This window comes from Pedobacter sandarakinus, from assembly GCF_026240095.1.
Classification (GTDB): Bacteria; Bacteroidota; Bacteroidia; order Sphingobacteriales; family Sphingobacteriaceae; genus Pedobacter; species Pedobacter sandarakinus.
On sequence record NZ_JAPIVG010000005.1, the window covers coordinates 358,686 to 381,269 of the forward strand.

At 37.6% G+C, this 22,584-nt stretch carries 21 protein-coding genes; 1 reads left to right on the forward strand and 20 read right to left on the reverse strand.

All coding sequences use genetic code 11. From position 1 onward, the window contains the following. Positions 1 to 13 precede the first annotated feature (13 nt). The 20 genes from OQ268_RS15365 to OQ268_RS15460 form a co-directional block, all read right to left on the reverse strand. Complete coding sequence (locus tag OQ268_RS15365; protein WP_265857362.1) at positions 14 to 979, reverse strand: glycosyltransferase family 2 protein; 966 nt, start codon at positions 977 to 979, stop codon at positions 14 to 16. Next, entirely contained in the window at positions 961 to 1,923 is a 963-nt protein-coding gene (locus tag OQ268_RS15370; protein ID WP_265857364.1) for a class I SAM-dependent methyltransferase, read from the reverse strand. Before OQ268_RS15370 ends, OQ268_RS15365 begins: the two co-directional genes overlap by 19 nt. Then, the gene (locus OQ268_RS15375) at positions 1,913 to 2,857 is read right to left on the reverse strand and encodes a glycosyltransferase family 2 protein (RefSeq protein WP_265857366.1); all 945 of its coding nucleotides are present in this window, start codon (positions 2,855 to 2,857) and stop codon (positions 1,913 to 1,915) included. The genes OQ268_RS15370 and OQ268_RS15375 overlap by 11 nt, the downstream gene beginning before the upstream one ends. Continuing rightward, positions 2,857 to 3,582, reverse strand: a complete 726-nt coding sequence (locus OQ268_RS15380; protein ID WP_265857368.1) for a class I SAM-dependent methyltransferase — start codon at positions 3,580 to 3,582, stop codon at positions 2,857 to 2,859. The genes OQ268_RS15375 and OQ268_RS15380 overlap by 1 nt, the downstream gene beginning before the upstream one ends. 12 nt (positions 3,583 to 3,594) lie before the next feature. Then, positions 3,595 to 4,353 carry a DUF5672 family protein gene (locus OQ268_RS15385; RefSeq protein ID WP_265857370.1) on the reverse strand — a complete coding sequence of 253 codons (759 nt, stop codon included), beginning with the start codon at positions 4,351 to 4,353 and terminating at the stop codon, positions 3,595 to 3,597. Then, a complete protein-coding gene (locus OQ268_RS15390; RefSeq protein WP_265857372.1) occupies positions 4,350 to 5,270 on the reverse strand; it encodes a nucleotide-diphospho-sugar transferase in 921 nt (306 codons plus the stop codon). Before OQ268_RS15390 ends, OQ268_RS15385 begins: the two co-directional genes overlap by 4 nt. A gap of 51 nt (positions 5,271 to 5,321) precedes the next feature. Further along, positions 5,322 to 6,446, reverse strand: a complete 1,125-nt coding sequence (locus OQ268_RS15395; protein WP_265857374.1) for a glycosyltransferase WbsX family protein — start codon at positions 6,444 to 6,446, stop codon at positions 5,322 to 5,324. 10 nt (positions 6,447 to 6,456) lie between these two features. After that, positions 6,457 to 7,281, reverse strand: a complete 825-nt coding sequence (locus OQ268_RS15400; protein WP_265857376.1) for a glycosyltransferase family 2 protein — start codon at positions 7,279 to 7,281, stop codon at positions 6,457 to 6,459. Positions 7,282 to 7,310: 29 nt separating this feature from the next. After that, on the reverse strand, positions 7,311 to 8,222 hold the full coding sequence (locus OQ268_RS15405) for a glycosyltransferase family 2 protein (RefSeq protein ID WP_265857378.1): 912 nt from the start codon (positions 8,220 to 8,222) through the stop codon (positions 7,311 to 7,313). Then, complete coding sequence (locus tag OQ268_RS15410) at positions 8,207 to 9,034, reverse strand: alpha-1,2-fucosyltransferase (protein WP_265857379.1); 828 nt, start codon at positions 9,032 to 9,034, stop codon at positions 8,207 to 8,209. Before OQ268_RS15410 ends, OQ268_RS15405 begins: the two co-directional genes overlap by 16 nt. Next, positions 9,035 to 9,775, reverse strand: coding sequence for a DUF268 domain-containing protein (locus tag OQ268_RS15415; RefSeq protein ID WP_265857381.1), 741 nt, complete (start codon positions 9,773 to 9,775; stop codon positions 9,035 to 9,037). A gap of 7 nt (positions 9,776 to 9,782) precedes the next feature. Beyond that, positions 9,783 to 10,499 carry an FkbM family methyltransferase gene (locus OQ268_RS15420; protein ID WP_265857383.1) on the reverse strand — a complete coding sequence of 239 codons (717 nt, stop codon included), beginning with the start codon at positions 10,497 to 10,499 and terminating at the stop codon, positions 9,783 to 9,785. Further along, a complete protein-coding gene (locus OQ268_RS15425) occupies positions 10,496 to 11,773 on the reverse strand; it encodes an ABC transporter ATP-binding protein (protein ID WP_265857385.1) in 1,278 nt (425 codons plus the stop codon). The genes OQ268_RS15420 and OQ268_RS15425 overlap by 4 nt, the downstream gene beginning before the upstream one ends. Before the next feature lie 125 nt (positions 11,774 to 11,898). Then, on the reverse strand, positions 11,899 to 12,267 hold the full coding sequence (locus OQ268_RS15430) for a four helix bundle protein (protein WP_265857387.1): 369 nt from the start codon (positions 12,265 to 12,267) through the stop codon (positions 11,899 to 11,901). Between the two features lie 167 nt (positions 12,268 to 12,434). Beyond that, positions 12,435 to 13,292, reverse strand: a complete 858-nt coding sequence (locus tag OQ268_RS15435) for an ABC transporter permease (protein WP_265857389.1) — start codon at positions 13,290 to 13,292, stop codon at positions 12,435 to 12,437. 63 nt (positions 13,293 to 13,355) lie between these two features. Continuing rightward, positions 13,356 to 14,471 carry a glycosyltransferase family 4 protein gene (locus tag OQ268_RS15440; RefSeq protein WP_265857390.1) on the reverse strand — a complete coding sequence of 372 codons (1,116 nt, stop codon included), beginning with the start codon at positions 14,469 to 14,471 and terminating at the stop codon, positions 13,356 to 13,358. 32 nt (positions 14,472 to 14,503) lie between these two features. Further along, positions 14,504 to 16,327, reverse strand: a complete 1,824-nt coding sequence (asnB, locus tag OQ268_RS15445) for an asparagine synthase (glutamine-hydrolyzing) (RefSeq protein WP_265857391.1) — start codon at positions 16,325 to 16,327, stop codon at positions 14,504 to 14,506. Between the two features lie 176 nt (positions 16,328 to 16,503). Then, the gene (locus OQ268_RS15450) at positions 16,504 to 17,007 is read right to left on the reverse strand and encodes a UpxY family transcription antiterminator (protein WP_265857392.1); all 504 of its coding nucleotides are present in this window, start codon (positions 17,005 to 17,007) and stop codon (positions 16,504 to 16,506) included. Between the two features lie 56 nt (positions 17,008 to 17,063). Beyond that, on the reverse strand, positions 17,064 to 19,466 hold the full coding sequence (locus OQ268_RS15455) for a GumC family protein (protein ID WP_265857393.1): 2,403 nt from the start codon (positions 19,464 to 19,466) through the stop codon (positions 17,064 to 17,066). A 9-nt stretch (positions 19,467 to 19,475) separates the two neighbouring features. Further along, the gene (locus OQ268_RS15460; RefSeq protein ID WP_265857394.1) at positions 19,476 to 20,285 is read right to left on the reverse strand and encodes a polysaccharide biosynthesis/export family protein; all 810 of its coding nucleotides are present in this window, start codon (positions 20,283 to 20,285) and stop codon (positions 19,476 to 19,478) included. A gap of 1,166 nt (positions 20,286 to 21,451) precedes the next feature. Between OQ268_RS15460 and OQ268_RS15465 the strand changes: the two genes are divergently transcribed. Next, positions 21,452 to 22,192: a glycosyltransferase family 2 protein gene (locus OQ268_RS15465; RefSeq protein WP_265857395.1), complete on the forward strand. Its 741-nt coding sequence runs from the start codon at positions 21,452 to 21,454 to the stop codon at positions 22,190 to 22,192. Positions 22,193 to 22,584: the final 392 nt, after the last annotated feature.

Genomic DNA, 22,584 nt, shown 5'->3' on the forward strand with positions numbered 1-22,584 from the left:
GCCGAAGTTAAGTTTAAATTTTACCAAGATGCAGGTACAATTTTTTATTAAACGAAAACATCAGTTGACTAATCCTTAACCTGATAATTAAATTATGAGATAAGATAGTCTTTAATAAGCGCCAAAGTATTTTTGTACTGTTAGGTACTCGAATACCACACTTTTCACTTAGCTTCAATGCAGTTATGGCATCTGGTATTTCGTTTAACATAATCAATCTACTCGCCACAGTTTGGGCTTCGATACCGATTACTTTTTGTTGCTCACCATTAAAGCATGACTTGCTATAGTCTTGTAAATAAGCCAATCTGATCTTCCAGCCCATTGTTTGGTCATTGCTGGCCGTATTTGTTCTTCTGATGGAATGACAAAGTGTTTTTTCAATAACGAAGAAGTTTGCATTTGCTCCCGCCAATCGTACGTGCAAATCAGCATCTTCCCATATTCTTGATGAAGTGTTATACCCTGATATTTCAATCAATGTTTGTTTTCTATAGAGACCATTTATTCCTCCAATAGGATGACTGATAGCGTAGGAGATGGGATCGGCATTAAGGTCGTGATTAGAATAATTCCAACTTCGCTCTAATTCGCCATCTTCATTCAACCAATCTACATTACATAAGACAACATCATAGGGAGCACTTTCAACCAGCCATGAAGTTTCTTTTAAGTAATCCACGTGCATAAAATCGTCTATATCATGGAAGTGAACAAATGTAGCTGACGATTTTGAGAGCAGCTGGTTCCTGGCATAACCCGGGCCGTTATTGCCTAAGCCCTTAATAACTTGCTGTTTGCGTTCCGTTAGTATCTGGTAGGTATTGTCTGTGCTGCCATCGTCATAAAAGATCACCTCATCGAAATGCCGAGATAACAATGAAAGGTGGTTCAAAAATTCATCAACGTACCGTTCGGCATTATAGCAAGGCACAAGAAGTGCGTAGGTGATGTTTTCCATTACAATTTCTGCATCCAAAAGCTAAATCCAGTAGTGTGGACAGTCCTTTTTTCGAATTTTTTTTCGCTAAGCGAATCATCAATTCTTTTAAGGTGCTCTATTAGTTTACCGCTATGTTTGGATTGATAATAAGTAGGATAAAGCACGCTGTAACCCTTTAAACCAGAGGCAAGCATTGCGGCTAGAATATATTGTTCCGACCAAAGGTGCTGCGATACACCTTGTTCATAATCATATGGTAAGTAGATATCATGAATGTGAACAACCGTTCCAGAATTTAGATTCGGTAATAGATTGAAGAAAAATATCAAAGTATCGTTTCCTTGAAAAACATAATGTGAGCCATCCATAAACAGGATATCATTTTCGCCCAGATTGAAAGCATTTTGTATGATAGCTTGCTCTAAAGGTAATCTGATCACCTGATCTGCAACATGTTCAATTTCAACTCTTGGAAAGGGATCGACGCAAATAATTTGAGCCTCTAGCGCATACTTCGATCGAAATAGGTGCATGTACCTGGTGGAAATACCAGATCCAATTTCGATGATTTTTTTAGGTTTGAGCTGCCGCATCATCGCTCCAAGAACAGCTGCATCAAGAATTCCAAAAAAATAATTATCTAAATAGGGAAGGCTAGGATGCGTTTCTTTAGCAGGCAACTCAGATAAAGCGGAAATTTCTGAAATAATATATAATTCAGTTTTTTCATACTGATGCGATGCTAACTCTGAAACCAGTTGCATGGTAAATGCTTCAGAAAAAGAATTACGCTCCGAGAGCTGGTCATAGTATATAGGGAAATAGGTTCGTTGCAAATTTATGCCAAAGCCGGGTATATGCAGGGTATCGAAAATTCGCCATGCATTTTTACTACTAATAATTCGCTTAAAAATGATTAGCTGTATTCTAAAGGATATTTTCTCTAGCAAAAACAGGAAGGACTTTATTTTATTTTTCAAAGACGCTGATGAGTTTAAGGTAGATACGATTTAGGAAAATCAGCAGATCCCAGTGGTAGACCGGTCCATGTGCTTCCGGGCTGCATATCAATTCATGGTCTTTCCTCCAAGATAAACCCATTTTTGCACTAGATGTTTTTGCCTCATCATGTACGTTGGCAATGGCCAAGATATGTGGCAATCTTCGCTTTTTTTTCCCTTTTACCATTCTTAACCAAAGTTCATAATCCATTGAGCATTGAAGGTCTTCCCACACAGGTTGATGTATAGTCTTGATCCAAAAGCAAGCAGGCTGTTGTAAAATTGGGATGCGTATAAAAAAATCGAGCAAAGGCTGCACTGTTACTTTTTGTAGCGTCTTCGTGGCGACAGTGAAGTTTGCACTGTGGCCGTATACAAAGGCAACGCCCTTTTGTTTAAATGCAGCCATTACCAACGAAAACGTGTTCTTGGTATAGTAGTCATCGCTATTAATCCAGGCATAATAGTCGCCTGAAGCCATTCCGAAACCAATGTTGATGGCATGTCCCTGTCCATTGTCTTTTTCAGACTGCCAATAACTTATCCATGGTGAATATTGCTCGAGAATTTGTACGGTGCAATCCGTACTACCCCCGTCGATAATAATGAACTCAAGATTTGGATAGTTTTGCAAAAGCACTGATCTAATTGTTTGTTCAATAAATGCTCCTTGGTTAAAAGAAGGCATTACAATGGTCAGCTTTGGCCAGGGAATCTCTTCATTATAAGTTTTTGGATCAACCTGATCATCCCACGGCCAGCCTTTTTCTTCACCCCTTAACTTAGGCAACTTTTCCAATAAACCATCACTTGTGTAAACAACTGGTTGTAGTGAACTCTTGGTTTTACCCGGTAGACTAAGGGATTGTTGTTTAAGTATTTCTTGTAATGATTCGGTTATTATCGATTGCATTATTGAATTGGCTTACGTGCAACTACCACGTAGTTCATGGTATTGGTATAATCAGGTGCTTTTTGATCTAAATAAGAAAATAACCAGTTGATGGTTTTTATACCACCCAAGGCCTGAAATATTATTTTAACAATTTTACCTTTAAAACCTTTAATATTCACTAGGGTAGGGAAGACTGCATGTATAAGTGCTTGACCAGCAACAGCCCATTTGCCTCCATTTGGATTTAAAGCCAGAACTTCGAAGCCAGCTTTAGTAAGAATATGATTTAAACCATGTTTCGTGAATCTAAAAAAATCATATGGTTCTTCGTGCAAAGGCCAGTACATAGGGCCACTTACAATAAAATTGCCGCCGCCTTTAAGCAATCTGTAAGCTTCATTTACTAAACCCTGATGATCTTCGACATGTTCGATCGTTTGTGTACTAAGTACAGTATCGAAAGTTTGGTCTGCTAATGGAATTTGGTTAGCAGGGCACAAAATTTCAACACAATTATCACTAGACTGAATAATATCACAGCCAACATATTGTTGAACATAGGGAGTGATTTGTTTTTTATAGGGCATGTTACCACAACCAATATCTAATAACTGACCATTCGCATATTGCTTAATCGCAAGAAATAACGCTTCGTGATAAAATTTATAGTGAAGGTATAGAGAATGGCCTTTTCCAATCTCTGAGTCAGAAAGTCTTGCTAAATGGGTTTCTCTGTTGAGCATTGACTGTATTATTTACCGAATAAAGGGTTCCCAAAAATGCCAATCATATTTCTGGTATGCATGGCATCCGAAAGGTAATTTTCCGTTTAGTTTCGCCACTGATGTGCTGGGTGCCATCTCAATTGAGAATTTCATTGCTGTTTCATCTTTTGGTAAGCGAAAAATTGGATATAGGATGTTGCCCCAATATTTAAAAAATCCATCTTCGTTATTCTTGTTCCATCGCTCTACCTGTTTCCGTAAATGTTTCACTAATAAGTAACAGCTATGTGTTTTTCTTAGCGAGAAGCCTCCATTACCAACATTTCTTACTGTGTGATTAAAAATCTTGGCGATTCGAGAATAGGTTTTGAGAAATTGCATTTCTCCCTTTTGGTTAGCATGCAATAATTGAGGCGCCCCGATAAAATCATAATTCTGATTACACCAATACTCTAGTTCATCACTAAAAACGAATGCATCTAGTTGGTAAATTAATATAAACTTGTAGCTAAGGAAAGTTTCGTAGAAATGTGGCGAAAGCATCAGTTGGTTGTATCCTGATAAATCATCAAAATACTTGCAAGCAAAAGATAAAAAACGAAAACGAATATTATTCTCTTTTGCTAGGTTGGAATATATCATTGTATTCAACCCATCAGGGCCAACAAAAATGATTTCGTGTTTTTTTAAAATTTTAAAGCATTGTGCTAAAGCATGTAACTCCTCATCTTCTGGATGTGCTTTATATATCGGTATTACAATTGCAACGAGGGTTTGAGCGGTTCTCATCTGAGGAGAAGTTTTGAAATTTTGTGTTTCAAATTAATGAATTTTTGAAAGATCATCTTGTAAGCCGGATCGATAATGATTTTGTAACGCTCAACAGATTCCGCATGTGCATGTACCCTTATTTGGGCTGGATGGTCAATTGTCTCTAAGTGATGCTGTAACATGTTAGCCTGATTAGAATCACCATCAAAAGTATGGGTTGCATTTGCTCCAAATCCAATATTTGATATCAAATTCTTCCAAGGAATTATGGTTAAACCGTTATGTTTCCATATGCTATACATCCATTGATAATCCCACGTATCCAGTCCCATTGGTATTAGGCTTAGATTGTATTTCCATGCTTCTCGCTCCTTAGCAGACTTGAAAGTTTTATCTATCACGTGATGTTGAACGTCACGATGATCGCCATCTAAATCTACACTATAGTGTTTCCAAGCTCTTTTCCAGGTTGCCCAACCCCAAACATGCACGTACTTCGAAAAATAGTAACTATACCTGTCCAACGGTCTGTTTTGGAAACTAGATCCACTAATCATCATCACGTTAGGTGCATGTTGGTAGGTTTTCAACAGCGATGCAGCAAATAGAAAAAAAGACTCATTCGGTAAACAGTCATCTTCCAGAATAACTCCTTCTTCATATAACCCGAAAAACCAATCTATTGCCGTACTAACTGCTTTTTTACAGCCCAGGTTCTCTGCTCTAAAAAGCAAATCCACTTTGCAATCCCAATCTATTTGTTGGGCTATCTCACGGCATTTATTACATAGGCTGATCTCATCAAGTTTGTCAACCCTCGGTCCATCTGCAGCAATACACAAGTATTTAGGTTTCCTTTTTTTTATTTCATCAAAAACCTTTTTAGTTTGGTTGGGTCTATTAAAGATTAAGAATAGTATAGGGGTTTGATACATGTTTTGCGTAATCCAGATTGGCCTTTCGAGAATTGTCCTTCTAGTTTTCTATTAAGTATTCTCTTTAATATTTCTTTTCAAAACATTTAAAAAAGCAAAACCGTGTTTTTGATCTGGCTCTAAATAATTTCCCTCTGCCCATTCGTTCCACGACTTCACAAAAAGTATTTTTTTATCATCGGCGTTACCTTCAATTAGCCTTAAAGCATTTTTTAAATGGGCATCGAAAGCAGCTGGGGTAGGATTTTTAAAAATCATAGACCGTATTCCCGATCGTGGAGAATTATCCCAATTAGGAAGAACACATGGATAGAAATCGAATTTGGGTTTAACTTTTGGTGTAAGATATTCTGCCACATCTTCATAGTCATAAACCTGAACTGGTCTTTTTCTTAACTTCACGTAGCACTTGTTCAACCATTTATTTTTTATAAACTGATTTTTGTATTTGGCATAGAGATACCGTTTATTATCTGGAATGCCCCTGTACAAATTTCCATGTAAAATAAGGTTTACAGCGTCGCAACCATGTAGATTAGGATCCCAATCTACAAGGCCAGTGTTAGCAACAATATATAATCCTGATAAGCCATTTTCCATTGCGAGGTCCCTAAATAGCGTAGTGAACGCATTGATATCAGGTAATTTTTCTGGTGCATTAATCACGAATAGAGGCTTTCCATCAACTTTTATATAGCGACTGTCTTTAAATGCCTTCAATAAATAGTAAAAATGAGCCGTATCGTCTTCAATGCCCAAATACTCTTGTTGGATTAGCACCTTTTTTGGATTTCCATGCCAAATACCTGTCCATGTTTCGTTTGCCCAACCTAGGCAGAAAGGAAAATTAGGCTCACCACTAGCCAGTACCTCATCAAAAGGTCTCTGCAATAGCTGTTTTCCATTTCCAAACCAGTAGTGCCAATAGCAAAATCCTTCTATGCCATGTGCTTCGGCCATTGCCGCCTGTTGCGCCCTGATCTCCGGCACTCTTAGATCATAAAAGCCAAGATCTGACGGAAGGTTAGGTTGCTGGTGGTTCTTAAATAGAGGTTTTGCTTTAGCGACATTTGTCCACTCCGTAAATCCTTTTCCCCACCATAAATCATTTTCAGGAATTGGGTGGTATTGAGGTAAATAGAATGCTATTGCTCTTGCTTTGTTTAAATTAGACACAATAAAAAAATTAGAATAATCTACGTTTTAAACTCATAATGATTGGTGGGATAAAATCTTTCATATAGTCTTTAAGTTTTTTTTGGCGGATGTCCTCTTTTGGTCTTAACTCATGTTTAGCGATCAGTTTCAAAAAGTTGATGTCCAATAATTGCTGATTACGCATCATACTATTATCATGGAGCCTAATAAGTGTTCTTCCATCAGAGCCATAAACATGGTTAAACTTAAAGCCAGCATGAACACATCGAAAATTAAAATCCCAGTCTTCCAGTGCGGATAAATTAATATCAAAAAAGCCTATCTGTTCGAAAACTAATCTCGGATATAATGGAGCAGATATAACAAAAGGATTCCGTAATTTGAGTAACTCATACTGACTTGCATGACTGTCATCCCACTTTAGCTCAGTATGCGCTATAAAACCTTCCCTGCCGACTATCTTTAAGTCTTCTGGTTTATCACTTTCAAAATATTTCATGCTAGAGTAATTAATAACATGATCTTTTAAATGAGATACTTTCGAGCTCAACGCATTTTGTTCAATGAGATCGTCAGAATCTAACAATTGAATAAAATCTCCATGAGCAACCTTTATTCCAGTATTCCTAGCGCCAGATAAACCCATATTACTTTGACTAAAATATCTAAATCTACAATCCTCTTCAACAAATGATGTTGCAACTTCGTGTGTTTCGTCTGCCGATCCATCATTTACAATGATACATTCCCAGTTTTGATATGCTTGATTTCGCACACTATTAAGTGTCTCTCGCAGATATTTTCCTTGATTATAACAAGGTACTATAATGGATATGGGGGGATTTTCAGTCAATTTTTTATTAGAATATCTTTAGCAATCAATTAAGCATACTTTGAAACAAGTTTGAAGATTATTTTTCTGTTCAGCATGGCTCTGCTAAATGAGATTAAATATATACAGGCAGCTAAAAATTTGTTTTTCTTTCTGAAATAATCACGAAATAAGCAGATGCATGCTTCATAGAATTTGCCATCGAAAATTTTCCACTTAAGCTTTTCGATAATTATTTTTCTGAATTGCATTGGAGCATAGTCATATATATCTAGAAAGGTATAAAACAAAGGAGCATCTAAAAACTGATTTTGGTACGTTACCTGTTGGTCGTGAGCTCTATAATAGAATAGTCGGTCAGGTATAGATTTAAAGGTATATTTGTGAATAAAAAGCTTGAGCCATAAATGATAATCTTCTGCGTTTTGGATATTTAAGTCTTCGCTAAAAGGCCTGCTGGTGCTCAATATAGATTTTTTCAAAATCACCGAGAGTATGGGTATTGGGTTTTGCGCTGCTATCACTTCAAAATCCTCGTCAGAACTAAAGTTTTTAAGCAAAACATCGAAATCACTTATCATCTTTCCCGCCAGGTGATATCCTCGTGAGAATACAAGATCTATATTATGCTCACTTTGAAGCAAAGCTACTTGCACAGCTAACTTGTCACTCGTCCACAAATCATCAGCATCTAGAAAGGCAACGTAATATCCAGTACTATTTGCGATACCTAGATTTCTGGCTTTACCTTGCTTACCATTGGGTTGATATAAATATTTGATTTTACGATTTGATGAGGCGAAAGACTTAGCGATAGTTGCCGTGCCATCTGTTGATCCGTCATCAATAATTAGTAATTCCCAGTTAGCATATGTCTGGTAGATAACCGACTCAATAGCTTCAGATATAAACCTATCTGCATTGAATGCAGGCATAATGATTGAAACTAAACCTTGATCCATTGATTTGGAACGATATCCGTTTCAGTTTGGACAAACCACTTTTTTGGCGCAACAACGATTTTAGTTTCATTTGTATTTAACCAGGCACCCCACCAGCTGTAACTGCTATTGGCTACAATATTATGTTTGCAACAACTCATCAGGTACATATCTTCCCAACCTGCACTCGAAAGGTTAGATACGAACTTCGCCCCCGGAAACCTTAAATTTTCTCTACACCAATCAATATCATCTGAAAATATGTAATAGTTAGGCGAGTTAATTGCCTTTTCTATTTCATTTTTCGCCTGGTAATAATATTCCAAGGCTAATATACCATGAAAGGCTTGAATTGCTGGCTTTAAATAATCTCCGCGTCTAACATGAACACTTACAGCATGTGGATCCTGATAAATTTCTTTGGCAATCACATCATTAATGGCAGACATGGTTGGAAATTTGAATTCAGCTAACAGTCGCGTCCTGATTGACGAAAAATAATTTTCATTTTGAAAGTAGCCATCTAGATATAAATTCGCTTCTTTAATTGCTTTAAAATCTATGAATTCATTATTTTCTGATTGATATATATACTTAGAAAAATATCGAATACCCATTTTGGTGAAGTATTTTGATATTTGATTTGGCATTTTAAAGGTTATGTTCTTAAAGATGGAAAGCTCAAATTTCCTTCCTGTAAACTGATCATTAGAAAAGCGGTGTTCGTTTAGAAAATCATTATCTAAATATAAGCGATTATCAGCAATTGCCTTTGCTGTTGCATATTGAAACATCTGGTTCCCTAAACCGCCTTGAAGTTTTACAATAACCATTTATTTTTTTTGAAACCAATAGCAACCACAGCCGTAGCTTTGTTTAGCGGCAAATTCCAAAGAAACGTGGTTTACAAATTCATTACTATCAGTTACCAAGGCGAACTCTTTTAATTTGAATCCATCCATTTGATCTTTGATGTAGCTAGGGTCATAAATTCGATGTGCATTGAAGACTATTTTTGGCATTCCAACAGGAACTACTAGGAGCAAATTTCCTCCTACGGCACATACTCTTTTAAGTTCTGAAAGTGCTTTTAAGTCTCCATCAGGATCTATCGGATCGCCATACCTTCCAAGTCCTATATGTTCAATGGTGTGCATACAAGAAATTGACTCAATAGAATTATCCTCAAATGGCAAATTTAACAAATCCCCTTTAAATGAATTTAGATTGGTTAAATTCAGTTTTGCTGGTCTAAAATCGTAGAAGTCTACTGGAATAAAGGCTGATAGTATACTGCAGAAATGAAGTGTGGAAGAAATATCAACATGCTTATTTGGATTTATTTCTTTTACTATCCTTGCAGCCCAGGCAGGATGATATACATAATGAGCATCAAAGCCAGTTTCCGTTGTGTTATCGTTTAAACAGGGATAAATATCACTCCAATTGCAGGTCAATCTTTTATTTTGATTGAGAGACGTGAAATTTTCAAAGTCAATTTTAAAGGTATTTTGATTTTTTTTGCCGTTTAAAATAGACTTAATTTTACGCTTTATCTTCAGGTATAGAGGCATGTGCTATTTAAATGTTCTGACTTTTCCAGAACTTCTCTGAAACAAATATGCTGTTTATGTAAGTGTCAGCATATAAGATATATCCATTTTCTTTTATAAAATCAATAAGACTAGTGTTTTTAATACCATTTCCTGAACTTGAAAATGACAAGGTCTCGACGCAGATCACTTTAGGCTGATTTGAAAAATCTAAATTTTTGATAACAAGTTCATCAATGCCTTCTGCATCAAGTGAAAGAAAGTCTGGAAAAACTCCTTGGTTGTGTTTATTTAAAACGTTTTTAATTGTATCAATATTAACCTTCTTGATTTCTTTAACAAAGTACTCTCCTTCACTTTTGTATAAGTCAATTTGTTCCAATGAGAATGTATTCAATGTCGGTACATTCATGATATAAAAATCTAATACATCGGTACTTTCGCCAACACCAATATTTAAATTTATATCCTGGACTCTAGTAATAGCAATCTTGTTGAACAAGTCAAAATCAGGTTCTATATTTATACCCCTGCTTCCCTTTTTATAAAAAAGGGCGGTATTACTTAGATAAAAAGGATCATGAGCTCCAATATCGATATAGCTTGGACGGTCAATTCCTAACTGATTGAAAATAAACTCTACAATTAAGTCTTCTCCACTTTGTGAGAAGGATATTTTGCCAAATTGATTATTCTCGATAGGTTCAATTAGCCTCCTAATATGTTTTTTAATTTTGTAAATCAAAGCCTTTGGTTTAGAATATGAATTTCCATCGGATTTAAAATCAATCCTGTACCTGCTGTTCTTATAATACTTTCATCGAGATCAGAAGATATAGCGTCAGATATGGTGAACGATGCCACATCTTCTATATACTGTATGGATTTTTCATAAGATGATAAGCCCAGGTTAATATGATAGGTATCTGTTGCAAAGATTAGGTGACTCTCTTTAAAAATGGCAGTATATTTACCTGGCGCCAAAGTTTGTTGTTGACTCCATGAGGTACGAATGTTCACCTCCAAACTGTTAGAAATACCAATAGCAATTATAAAATGTTCAATGGGCCTGTTAATTATAAAGTCGACTACAATTTGCCAGCCCAAACCAACTGGTATCTCAGACAGTAATTTGCCAGCTGTATCTTCAATTCTTAATTCATAGGCAGAGGCAGCAAGATCCTGAATATTTGGCTTTACAGGTATTTTGTAAACAGAGTTAGAGGCTATCTCAACATCAATATATTTTTTAATTGCTCTTTCAACTTCACCATTATAGGCAATAAGTCCATTTTTTAATATTATAGCTTTTGAGCAAAGTTTCTGAATCGCCCCCATATTATGACTCACAAACAACACCGTTCTCCCTTCACCTTTACTTACCTCGCCCATTTTGCCTAAGCATTTTTTTTGAAATTCAGCATCGCCCACAGCTAATACCTCATCCACTATCAAAATTTCGCTTTCCAGGTGGGCGGCTACGGCAAAAGCCAGGCGGACATACATGCCAGACGAATAACGCTTTACAGGTGTATCTAAATAGCGTTCGATACCCGCAAAATCTACAATTTCTTCAAGCTTTCTTTGAATTTCTTTTTTCCGCATCCCCAATATGGCACCATTCAGAAAGATGTTTTCACGTCCACTCAATTCAGGGTGGAAACCAGTACCAACTTCTAGTAAACTAGCGATACGACCTTTACCAGATATTTTACCGGTTGTAGGAGCAGTAACTTTACTTAAAATTTTTAATAGGGTCGACTTTCCGGCGCCGTTTCTGCCAATAATGCCCACCGCGTCACCTTGCTCAATCTCAAAATTGATGTCTTTTAAACTCCAGACTACATTACTTGAAGACCTGGTGTTTCTGTCGTTCGTTTCCCCGATTTTCAGAAAGGGATCTTCTTTCCCACGCATTCTCGCATACCAACGCTCCAAATCACGACTAACGGTTCCGGTGCCAATCTGGCCGAGTTGGTAGGCTTTAGATAGATTTTCTACTTTGATGGCGATTGACATTTATGGTGAGGTGATGGGTTGGTGAGGTGGTTAGTTGGTTAGTTGGTTAGTTGGTTAGTTGGTAAGTTGGTGATGTGGCTAGTTGATAAGTTGGTGAGTTGGTGATGTGGTCAGTCGGTAAGAGTTTAGACCTTTGCTCTAAATTGAGCTTTATGTAATGAGTTAATTTTGTTTGTGATTTCTTCTAATTTTGATCTTAATCCTACGTATTGCACCTCAGTAATGTAGGTTAAATCCAACGCCCCGATGATGTGATTTACAGTTTCTATGGTACTAGAATAAGCGATAACAAAGAAATGTGCCCTGTCTTTTGCAGTAAGTCTTGCTGATCCTTCAGAGATGTTATCTCCAATACTACTAGCAGAACGCTTCAGCTGACTTGTTAACCCAAATAGTTCTTCTTTCGGAAATCTGTTGACAACTGCGTAAACATCTTTTCTTAACATTCTGGCTAATTGCCAAACTTCTAACTTTTCAAATGGATAAGTATACATAGCTTTATTTAATTTTTTATAATAAATAAAGGATGATTTATTATTTTATCTCCAGCTCCCCAACTCCCCAACTCCCCACCTCGCCAACTCCCCAGCTCCCGAACTCGCCGCCTCACCAACTCCCCAACTCCCCAGCTCCCCAACTTTCCGTCTCCCCAACTCCCCACCTAAACCGTGTCCACAAAATTGCGTTCCACCTTGTTAAACACTATAATTCCAAAAATCAACACAATGGCAGTTATTAAGCCCACATAGGCCAAGCTAAACCAGCTAAAACTTCCTTCACCCAGGAAACCATATCTGAAAGTTTCAATAATGGGCGTCATAGGGTTGTATTTGATGATCCAACTATATGATGGGTATTTTTTTTCTGCCTCAGATAACGGATAAATAACGGTGGTAGCATACATCAGCAACTGTACTCCAAAACCAATTAAGAATGCTAAATCGCGGTATTTTGTTGTCATGGCAGTAATAAGCATGCCGAGGCCTAAGCCCAACAAAGCCATAAAAATGATAATTATTGGAAATAATAAGATATATAGCGTGGGCTGAAAATTGGAGCCATTGAAATAATAGTAGCAGAGCAAGAGTACAAATAGGATCATCTGTACGCCAAACCGCACTAAATTACTTACAACAATACTTAGGGGAACAATTAACCTGGGAAAATATACCTTACCAAAAATGCCTGCATTATCTCTGAATACTGTCGAAGTTTTGTTCAGGCAGTCTGCAAAATAATTCCATGCGGTGATTCCAGCCATATAAAACAGTGGCTTCGGTAAACCGTCAGTAGATATTCCCGCCAGGTTACCAAAAATGAAAGTGAAAATTATAGTTGTAAATAGAGGCTGAATGAAAAACCAAAGTGGCCCTAAAACGGTCTGCTTATAAAAGGAAACGAAATCTCTCCTTACTAAAAGCACCAATAAATCTCGGTACGCCCAAACTTCTCCAAGCTTTAGATCCAATAGCGATGCTTTTGCCTCAATTTTCCAGTGATGTAATTCTTCCGTTTCCACTAATTTATTTTGTAGGGTTGCGATGCTTATTTTTGAGCGACGAACGCAGCATGTTTAAAAGGTTTATACGCTCGAATCAAGCAAATAAGATACCCTGTTTTTATATAATTCGTAGCCAAAATGTTCTAGGCAACTGCGTTGCAGGGCCTTAATGCGTTCAATTGTTTGCCCAGATTTTAAGAATTTATGGATGGATGCCCGAATCGCTTCCTTATCATCAGGATTAACCAATAGACCTAAATCGCCGTCCAACAAAGCATCTTTGCTGCCGTCTTGATTCCCCGCTAGGGCAGTACAACCGCATGCGGCCGCCTCAATAAATACAATCCCAAAACCTTCTTTTTTGCTCGGCATCACAAACAGATCGGCGAGAAGAAAATAGTCAGCTAATTCATGATCCGGAATATAATCCAATAAGATGACATTTTCCATTAAACCGTTTGCTTCAATTAAATTGGTTAATCGATTTCGTTCATTTAAATCTGCCTTTCCTGCCAACAGGTACCGAATGTTGGGGAAATCAGTAATGAGTGATTTAACACACTCGATTACCACATCATAACCTTTATACATCTCGTAAGATGATAGTCTGCTCACAGTGAGCAAAACGGGCTGATCTGATTCAATTTGGTGTCTTGAAGCTAAATACGACGGACGAGCAAATTTATCTGGAATGGTAAAATAAGGATCCAGGCAATTATTTAGCACGACAATTTTATCAGTACTAATTCCATGTTTTTCAGCGAGTACTGCTGCGGTATAGCGACTTACTGCCCAAATTTCGACGTATTTTTTTAAAAACGATTTCTTCCACGGCTTCAACGGCCGCCAGACTTCAATTCCATGAGCGAGCATTATTATTCTTTTGCGCTTGCCAAAAAATATAATACTTGCAGCAATAGACACCAGATTGATATGGCTCAATAAAATAGTTTGTGCACTGAATGCCTTATATAAAGCACTTAGGGTAAATAACACTTTGTTTTTGCCATAGCCTCTAAAATTTTCTTTCTTGCAATACCTTGTATCCAGATCACCGGGCTGGTCGCACAGTGAAAGTACTTGTAATGGTTGCTTATCCCTGGTAAGCACATACTCGTGGAGTGTTTTAGATAGTACGCGGTTCACTTTCTCTATTCCACCGGTTTCACTAAACATTTTGAGCGTTAATAGTAGCATTTGTTATTTCATATCGTTCTTTCGGGATGTACTTAGGATAGGGGATTACGTTTATATACCTGGTAAATTGCTAATGCTTTAGACCAATGTATTTTATTTTTGCTAAAATCGTCAATTAATTGTTTTGCTTTTGTGTTATTCAAAGCTAAATTTTGGAAGCAAGGCTCTTCCTGCAGCCAATGCTGGAAAGGAAAAGTAAAGCCCATTTTCGGCCGCTTCCATATTTTTTCCGGAACCATAGCCCTAAATGCGTGAATTAATAATGATTTTGGTCTTTTATTTCCGAATTTGATTTTAGGATTAATCTGGCCAACAAGTGATATAAAATCATCATCGAGGAAGGGTACCCTAACCTCAACCCCATGTTGCATGCTCATCGTATCAGTATCTTTAAGCAACTGGTTTTGCATGTAAACATTTTGCTCCATCCACCCAGCTTTTTCTTTTTGGCTGAAATGTATTGGGATGGCTAATTTTACCTGATTTAGCGTCTCATCAACTTTCTTTAAAGGTATATTTAATAACTCCGATATTTCCGTCGGCCCATAAATTCCACGGAGAAAAAGGTATTCGCCAATATGGTTTTGATAAGACAAATAGTATGCTCTTTTCAAAAGCGATTTAGAAAAATGCCGACCTAGTCTTAGTATTTGCTTTGGAACTTTGCTCAACAAGGCAACAAATTTCATCCTTCTGAAAGAGGGATAACCACCGAAAAGCTCATCGGCGCCTATACCTGATAAAACTGCTTTCAAACCCATTTTCTTGGCAAAGAAACTCACAAAATATGTGTTTATTCCATCTGTGGTGGGCTGGTCCATACCTGCAATGGCTTGGGGAAACAATGTCGAGAATAATGTGCGATCGATAGTGAAGTCGCCATGTTGCCCATTAGTTTTTGAAACAACAGCTTCCTGGTATTCGCGTTCTGAAAAACCTTCAGCATCGAAGTTTAACGACACCGTATTTAAAGTCTGTTTAGATTTTTTTTCATTTTGGATTTCATTAGTTAATAATGAAATGATGCTGCTATCTAAGCCGCCGCTAAGAAATACACCTATCGGGGCGTCTGACAGTAAATGGCGTGCAACGGCATCCTTTAACCTCTTATGGATTTCCTCCGAAGCTTGCGAATAATCTGCTATTTGCGCTTGATTTTCAATTGCATGATATCGCCTCGTATCAAAACTAGTAAGTTCAAATTGGTTATTTTTGTGATGCCAGGTAAGGTAGTGGCCCTTGGGCAAAACACTTATGTCAGTATAGGTGGTAAAAGGCTCCGGAATGTGGCCGAAGGCGAGGAAATAAGTTTGCCAATCGGGATTTTCCTTGAACGCATGACTAAGGTATTTAAATGGCTTAACTTCTGAGGCAAATGTAAGGCTTTGATTAATGGTACTGTAATACAATGGTTTTATTCCATTTTTATCCCTAACCAGGTGTGTAACATTTCTCCTCTTATCAAACAAGGCAAATGCAAACATGCCCTTAAGTTTTGCAAAGCTTGCTAGCCCCCAAGCTTCATAACTGGCAAGAATAACCTCAGTATCGGTACTCGAATTAAATTGATAACCCAAAAGCTTTAACGCTTCGGCCAGTTCAAGGTAGTTGTAGATTTCCCCATTATAGCTTATCACCAGGTTTCCATCATCATACTGCATGGGCTGGTGACCAGCATTGCTTAAATCAAGTAATGATAATCTGCGATGTCCGAAACCCAATTGGTGTGCTTCATCGAAATAATACCCCTCATCATCCGGCCCACCGTGTGCCATGGCATCGCACATCAATTTAACCTCTGCCTGTATTTGATGTTGTTTTTTATTTCGGTCTACTATTCCGGCAATGCGACACATGGGATGTTATTAGAGATTTCATAGGGTGGATGAGGCACAGCTTCGCCTCCTCAGTCACATTTTTGAAAAAAAAATAGGACTGATTAGGCTTTGAACAATACAAGTGTACCGGCTCGTATCTACTATTTAAATAATGCTCAATGTACAAATACACCTTGCAAGCAAGCTATTCATCATCAAAATGGCGTTATAAATGCCATGGACGTATTGATATTGATGGAATAGCCAATGTTTTCTAGACGTAAAATAATACGTTCCTTATTTTGTATGGATACCAATTCGGCAATCATGTCTTTAAAAGGACCAGCTTTGATCAATACCTTTTGCCCTGGTTTAATCTGAAAATCAAAAATTTCAAGATCTGCATCCGTAGCAAGTAGTAGCTTTAAACCGTTCAGCTGTTGTTCTGGCAACGATGCAACCGCTCCAGAAAAATAGATAAACCTTGCAACACCAGTTGTCATTAGTACCTCAGCCTGTTCTTTGCTCGAAATATACACAAAGAGGTATGATTTTATAAGGGGTTCTTCAATAATTTTTTTTCTATCGCTCCATTGTTTCAGCGTTTTTTTAAGGGGCAAATAAGCCGTAATTCCTTTTCGCTGTAATTCGAGATAGGCTTTTTTTTCTGCCCTCGAATGCGTATAAACGGGGTACCACTTATAAGTATGATCAATCATTAAGAATGGGATTTTTTTGCTTAGGACACTACAGGATTAAATACTTTCAAGCCATATTAATCATTTTTCCTTTTCCAGAAATTCCACCATTTCTTTTCCTCATCGTTATAATATCCGCTATTTCCATATCCACTGTAATTAGAATAATAGTAAGTGCCAGATCCACTTTGGGTATAGTTGCTGGTATGCATGTTGGCATGCAGAATCTCGTTATCAAAAGAGTTAAGAATGATGGAAATGTTGTTTAATGCATATTCCTTCGATAGTCTTTCTGGAACAGATGCCGCACTAAATTTAGAAACGCCGGATCTAATGATAAACAGATTGATGTCTGCCTGTTTGATGATGGGGATAGAGTCTGAAACTAATCCTACCGGGGCAGTATCAAAAATAACATATTCATACTGCGTTCTAAGGGTCTCTATCAACATCTTCATTCGGTTACTGTGGAGCAGCTCTGATGGATTTGGTGGAACTGGTCCAGATGTGATATAATCAAAATGATATTGCTCATCACGGTGAATAATACTTTCCAATTCTGTTTGTGCAGAAAGGTAGGTGCTTAAACCGGTTAAGTTTTTAGAACCAAAAGCCTTATGTAGTTTCGATCGACGCAAATCTGCCGCAATAATAATTATCTTTTTATCTATAATACTCAGGGTGCCTGCCAAATTCAGGCTGACAAAAGATTTTCCTTCACCAGAAATTTCTGAAGTTATGCAAATTGTTTTGTTCCCTTTTTCTGATGCCAGAAAACTTAAGTTTGTTCGTACAGATCTAACTGACTCTGCGAAGATAGATTTCGGCTTCTCCAAAGAAAGCATCTGCTGGGTATCTGCTGTAAGTTTATGTTTAAACTTTAAGATTACACCGATAATTGGAATACTAGTGAGTCCTTCAACGGTTTCAACATCATAGATATAAGGATTAATGAGCCTCACCAATATAATCAGACCGATACCAAAAATCAATCCACCCATCATATACGTAGAATATATTTGGCTGGCTACAGGTGCTATCGGGCTAAAAGATGGTTGAGCTTCATTGATAATACTGGCACCGGGGGTTACCGCAGCCGAACTGATCTGGGCAGTTAACTTCTTCTCAAATAGAAGTGAAAACATTTTTTGATTGATGTCTAAATTGCTTTGCAACTTGGCAAAATCATTTTCTTTCTCTGGTAACTGACTTAGCGAACCGTTTACCTTCGAGATTTCCGAATCTATTAAAGCTATTGTTTTTTGATTTCTGTTTTTTAACGATTTAATGTTGCCATAAATAAGTTGCTTAACTTCATCAATCTGATTTTCAATTTGTTTTACAGGTGCTGCATCTGCATTGAATTGATTTAGCTTTACTTCCCGGTTTGTAATTAGCGTATTTAATTGGGCAATAAGGGCCGGCAAACCTAAGCTTGCAACGCCATCTATATCTAGATTAAATTTTATTTTTTCTCTATTGGCTTTTACCTGCTCTTCCAATTGTTGTATCGAAAATTTCTGAAATTGCAGCTCCGATTTTTGAGTTTGCAAGGTCGAAAGTTTTTCGATGTTGAATTGCTTATCCGTCACGGGATCAACCATCGTACTTCCCGAACGATAATTGGACAGGTTCTTGCCAGATTGATCAACTTGCTTGTTTAAAAAGTCGATCTGGCTATCCAGATAGGCAATCGTTTGTTTGGCAGACCGTTTCTTTTGTTCAGCATCATTGATGATATACTCGTTAATAATTGCATTTAGAATATCAGCAGAAAATGTAGGGTTAACATCTGTATGGCTAACATTCATAATATTACTAAATTTTTCTGCTTCGAAAATGTTCAGCCCTCCAACAGCTCGCCCGTAGAAGTCAGACTTGGCGTTGAATTTAAAACTATATTTACCTGAATTGGGAATTCTGCTTTTAATAGCGAAGACCATGTTGCCTAAAGATATCGGCTGGCCATATTTAAAAGTCATGCTCGTTTCAGGCCTTTCAAGTGTCGCAATTTCAAAATGATCTTGATCTAAAGGCTTTACGGTGTAAACAGAGCGTGCAAAATTAATACTGTCCTGAGCAATAATTTCTACTTTGAAAGGAATAGTTGGATATACTTCTGAAGTTAGAATACGTCCGGTGAGGAAATAAGATATTTTATAATTCAGGCGGTCAATGGCCTTGTAAATTACATCCTGAGAGCGCATTACGGTAGCTTCAGTTTGGATGTTGCTACCTTGGTAGTACCTGCTATAGTTCCGCATATTTGTTGCTCCGCCAGAAACGTCACTTTGCTGATCGTCGAGTTTTAATGATGCACTCGTAGTATAAGTTGGTGGAATAGTTCTGATGTAAAGCCAGGCGGCAATCAAACTAATCAAAACGCAAGCTAAAATCCAGTACCAGCGACTTAAAAAGATCTTTACAACTTTCCAATAATTTATTTGCTGATCTACCAACGTAGTTTTAATGGGCTGCATTTCCATAAATTACTTCGTAACGGTTAAAATGAGGAGCGCAACATTAATTACCACCAACAATGGCTGCACTAAACTATTTATCGACTGCATTTTCTCAGAAAGGGCAGCAGATTTGGTAGTTTGCAGGTATAGAATATCGTTATTTTGAAGAATAAGTTTTTTGCTTGCTAAACTGTTGATATCATTTAGGTTAACATAAATAATCTCTGGGTTTGCCCGGTCGCCACGGATGATTTTGAGCGACTTTGGATCTGCTGTTTTACTGATCCCTCCGGCCTCACCAATAATATCAATAAGAGTTGTGTTATCTTTTTCGAGTAAGAAGTTTCCTTGTCTGGCAAACTCACCAAGCAATGTTACTTTCAGGTTGATAATGTTTACTTCAATAATTGGATCCTTCAGGAGCTTTGCCTGATATAAATCTTGAAGTTTTATTGCAGCCTCTCGGCGGGTTAATCCCGCTACAGCTACCTTGCCAATGGCAGGTAAATTTACTTTCCCATCTAACTCTACCTGATATGATTGAGGTGATGAGGAATTTCCCGCAGATGACGATCCACTCTGGCCTTGAACACCTCCGCCAACTGCACCAAATTCCGGATTTTGAACATTTCTAACCGCTAGTAAATCATTCGCCTTTATCCGATAGTAAAGATCGCCAATCCCTTGATCGTTGACTACATATACCTGCTTTAGGGTATCTGTAACGAGATCTGTTGGTGCATTAAAAAGCGCCCGTTCCCTGCGCAAACTGCAGGATGAAAAAAAGATAACGGCAACAAGTGGGATGAAAAATATAAATCTTTTGGCTTTCTGCATATTCCATAGGTTTCGCAAAATCACGTTGAAGTGCAATCCCCTTTAAAATGATTCAAATATTTGTTTGTTTAATCTCTCAAAGTTACAAATTTACATCATTAATAAACGAAAATTATCCTACAGACAAATTAAGTCAATTTTCCAAGTTGCTGATACTCCAATGGCTATCGCCTTTATTGACTTTAATCAACTACATTTTTGAGTTCATAAACAATTAAAACGCCCTACGCTATGTGTAAAATCTTCGACTTAAGCTAATAATTTCTCAATCCGAGATGAAGATAGTGATGGAGTTTCCATAGATAGAAATTAAAGAAAATGGCTGAGCACTCATGTGTTGCCATTTTAAAATGATTGATTTCTTGTTTTTATTGGTTCAATTGTATTAAAGAAGTTATTATATTCGCTCCTGATTAATACTGATACTCATGAAAAAGTTTAGTTTAATCATCCCCAAAAGAAAACCCATCCCAACTTCAATTCAAATAACAGGTCGTGCCTTATGTGTCATTGTTTTGTGTTTGATGTGCCTAAATAGCTCGGCCGACGTGCATGATTACGGCTGTAGATTTGGTAATCGGATCTTTCAGATTTATGATACGACACATCCAGGGAGTACTAATTTTCAATACGACTCTGACAACAACGGTTTTCCAAATGGCTTTTCGAATGTTAACGGGCGTTGTCAAGATCCCTATTCTTCTACTCCGTGTACCATTTATAATTATGATGGCACTGTGCGTGGAACGGGAGTCCTTTCCGACTTTAGTATCGACTATTGTCCAATAGACGATTATTTGCCATTTCTTTTACTGCTCTCATGTAGCATCGCGTTTCAAAAGATCCGGAAGCAGAAGGCACCCGCGGAACTAAATTGATGGATGGGATCTGTGCACATTCAGTATAGCTAAAGCACACGTTAAGTATGGATAAAGCATAGATAGTGTACTGTAATAGTACCATATTATGCCTGCATAATAATATGGTGGTCGGTTAAATTTTGATCACCTCTAATAGTGATTGATTGCATCAGTTTAATTCAAGATGGATTGTTAAAATGTAAGGCTTGTTTAGCCTTGATTTTCTAATGGAAGATTATTGTCGGTATTGTTTACCTTTATGGCCGTTGTAGCTGAGGATGAAAACAGAAACCCGGCAAGGTCAAGATGAAAATATCCATCATCACCGTCGTCTATAATGGTGAAAAATATTTACGTAAATGCATTGAATCTATCATTGCCCAAGAGCATGTCGATATCGAATACATCGTAATCGATGGAAAATCAACTGATGGAACCCTGGCTATTATCAATGAATACAAATGCCACATATCACATTTTTTGTCTGAAAAGGATAGGGGTTTATATGATGCCATTAATAAAGGAATTGAGTTGTCAACTGGAGATGTCATAGGGATTTTGAATTCCGATGACATGCTGGCAAGTTCTGATGTGCTTGGAGCAGTAGCCCGGGTATTTCAAGAGGATACGGTCGATGCGGTGTACGGAGATCTCAACTATGTCAGTAAAGATAATGCAAAGGTAATCAGGAAATGGAGATCCATGCAGGCCGGTAAGGAAGCCATTGAGCGAGGTTGGATGCCCGCCCACCCCACCTTATATATCAATTCGAAGGTTTACAAAGCGTATGGCAAATATGCCCTGGATATGGGTACAGCGGCTGATTATGACCTAATCCTTAGGTATTTCTATGTAAATGAAATAAAAGCACTCCATCTCCCAAAATTAATGGTAAATATGCGCATGGGCGGTGTAAGTAATAGAGGTATGCCGAATCTTATTGCAGCATTGAAAAATGACTATAAGGCGTTAAAACGAAATAGCGTACCTCATGCGATAAAAGTCTTGTTAATAAAAAAAATCATTAAAATAAAGCAGTTTTGGTAACCGTGTGGATGCATTAAGCCAGTCGAACAAGAACAAGTATGAATTTTAAAAGTTCATCTGCTGTCAAATCCGGAAAATAAATCCTATGTTATTTTACATTCTGCCTTGTCGAAAAAGAGGCCTCGCTATTCAACAACCGAATACCCCTTCACAGCCTATACCAAAATACGCCGTCAATCCCAAGAGCCGGGAGATCAAAAAAACAGGAGCACAACAGCAAACCTTGCATTTGCAAACCTCAAACGCAGTGGTTTTGCGAAAAAAACCACTTTCAAGACCCTTAGCACAAACGAGCAAAACAAAGAGCCGCTGTTTTTTTGATGCGTAAGGGATGTGCGCAGGCTCCTAGCTGGATTGACGAGGCGCTTTGGGTACTTTGGCGCAGCAAAGTA

Excerpts from the sequence above, each read along its gene's own strand:
- OQ268_RS15375 (WP_265857366.1), bottom strand. The coding sequence starts at position 2,857 with ATGCAATCGATAATAACCGAATCATTACAAGAAATACTTAAACAACAA.
- OQ268_RS15380 (WP_265857368.1), bottom strand. The coding sequence starts at position 3,582 with ATGCTCAACAGAGAAACCCATTTAGCAAGACTTTCTGACTCAGAGATT.
- OQ268_RS15385 (WP_265857370.1), bottom strand. The coding sequence starts at position 4,353 with ATGAGAACCGCTCAAACCCTCGTTGCAATTGTAATACCGATATATAAA.
- OQ268_RS15390 (WP_265857372.1), bottom strand. The coding sequence starts at position 5,270 with ATGTATCAAACCCCTATACTATTCTTAATCTTTAATAGACCCAACCAA.
- OQ268_RS15405 (WP_265857378.1), bottom strand. The coding sequence starts at position 8,222 with ATGGATCAAGGTTTAGTTTCAATCATTATGCCTGCATTCAATGCAGAT.
- OQ268_RS15410 (WP_265857379.1), bottom strand. The coding sequence starts at position 9,034 with ATGGTTATTGTAAAACTTCAAGGCGGTTTAGGGAACCAGATGTTTCAA.
- OQ268_RS15415 (WP_265857381.1), bottom strand. The coding sequence starts at position 9,775 with ATGCCTCTATACCTGAAGATAAAGCGTAAAATTAAGTCTATTTTAAAC.
- OQ268_RS15425 (WP_265857385.1), bottom strand. The coding sequence starts at position 11,773 with ATGTCAATCGCCATCAAAGTAGAAAATCTATCTAAAGCCTACCAACTC.
- OQ268_RS15430 (WP_265857387.1), bottom strand. The coding sequence starts at position 12,267 with ATGTATACTTATCCATTTGAAAAGTTAGAAGTTTGGCAATTAGCCAGA.
- OQ268_RS15440 (WP_265857390.1), bottom strand. The coding sequence starts at position 14,471 with ATGCTACTATTAACGCTCAAAATGTTTAGTGAAACCGGTGGAATAGAG.
- asnB (WP_265857391.1), bottom strand. The coding sequence starts at position 16,327 with ATGTGTCGCATTGCCGGAATAGTAGACCGAAATAAAAAACAACATCAA.
- OQ268_RS15450 (WP_265857392.1), bottom strand. The coding sequence starts at position 17,007 with ATGATTGATCATACTTATAAGTGGTACCCCGTTTATACGCATTCGAGG.
- OQ268_RS15455 (WP_265857393.1), bottom strand. The coding sequence starts at position 19,466 with ATGCAGCCCATTAAAACTACGTTGGTAGATCAGCAAATAAATTATTGG.
- OQ268_RS15460 (WP_265857394.1), bottom strand. The coding sequence starts at position 20,285 with ATGCAGAAAGCCAAAAGATTTATATTTTTCATCCCACTTGTTGCCGTT.
- OQ268_RS15465 (WP_265857395.1), top strand. The coding sequence starts at position 21,452 with ATGAAAATATCCATCATCACCGTCGTCTATAATGGTGAAAAATATTTA.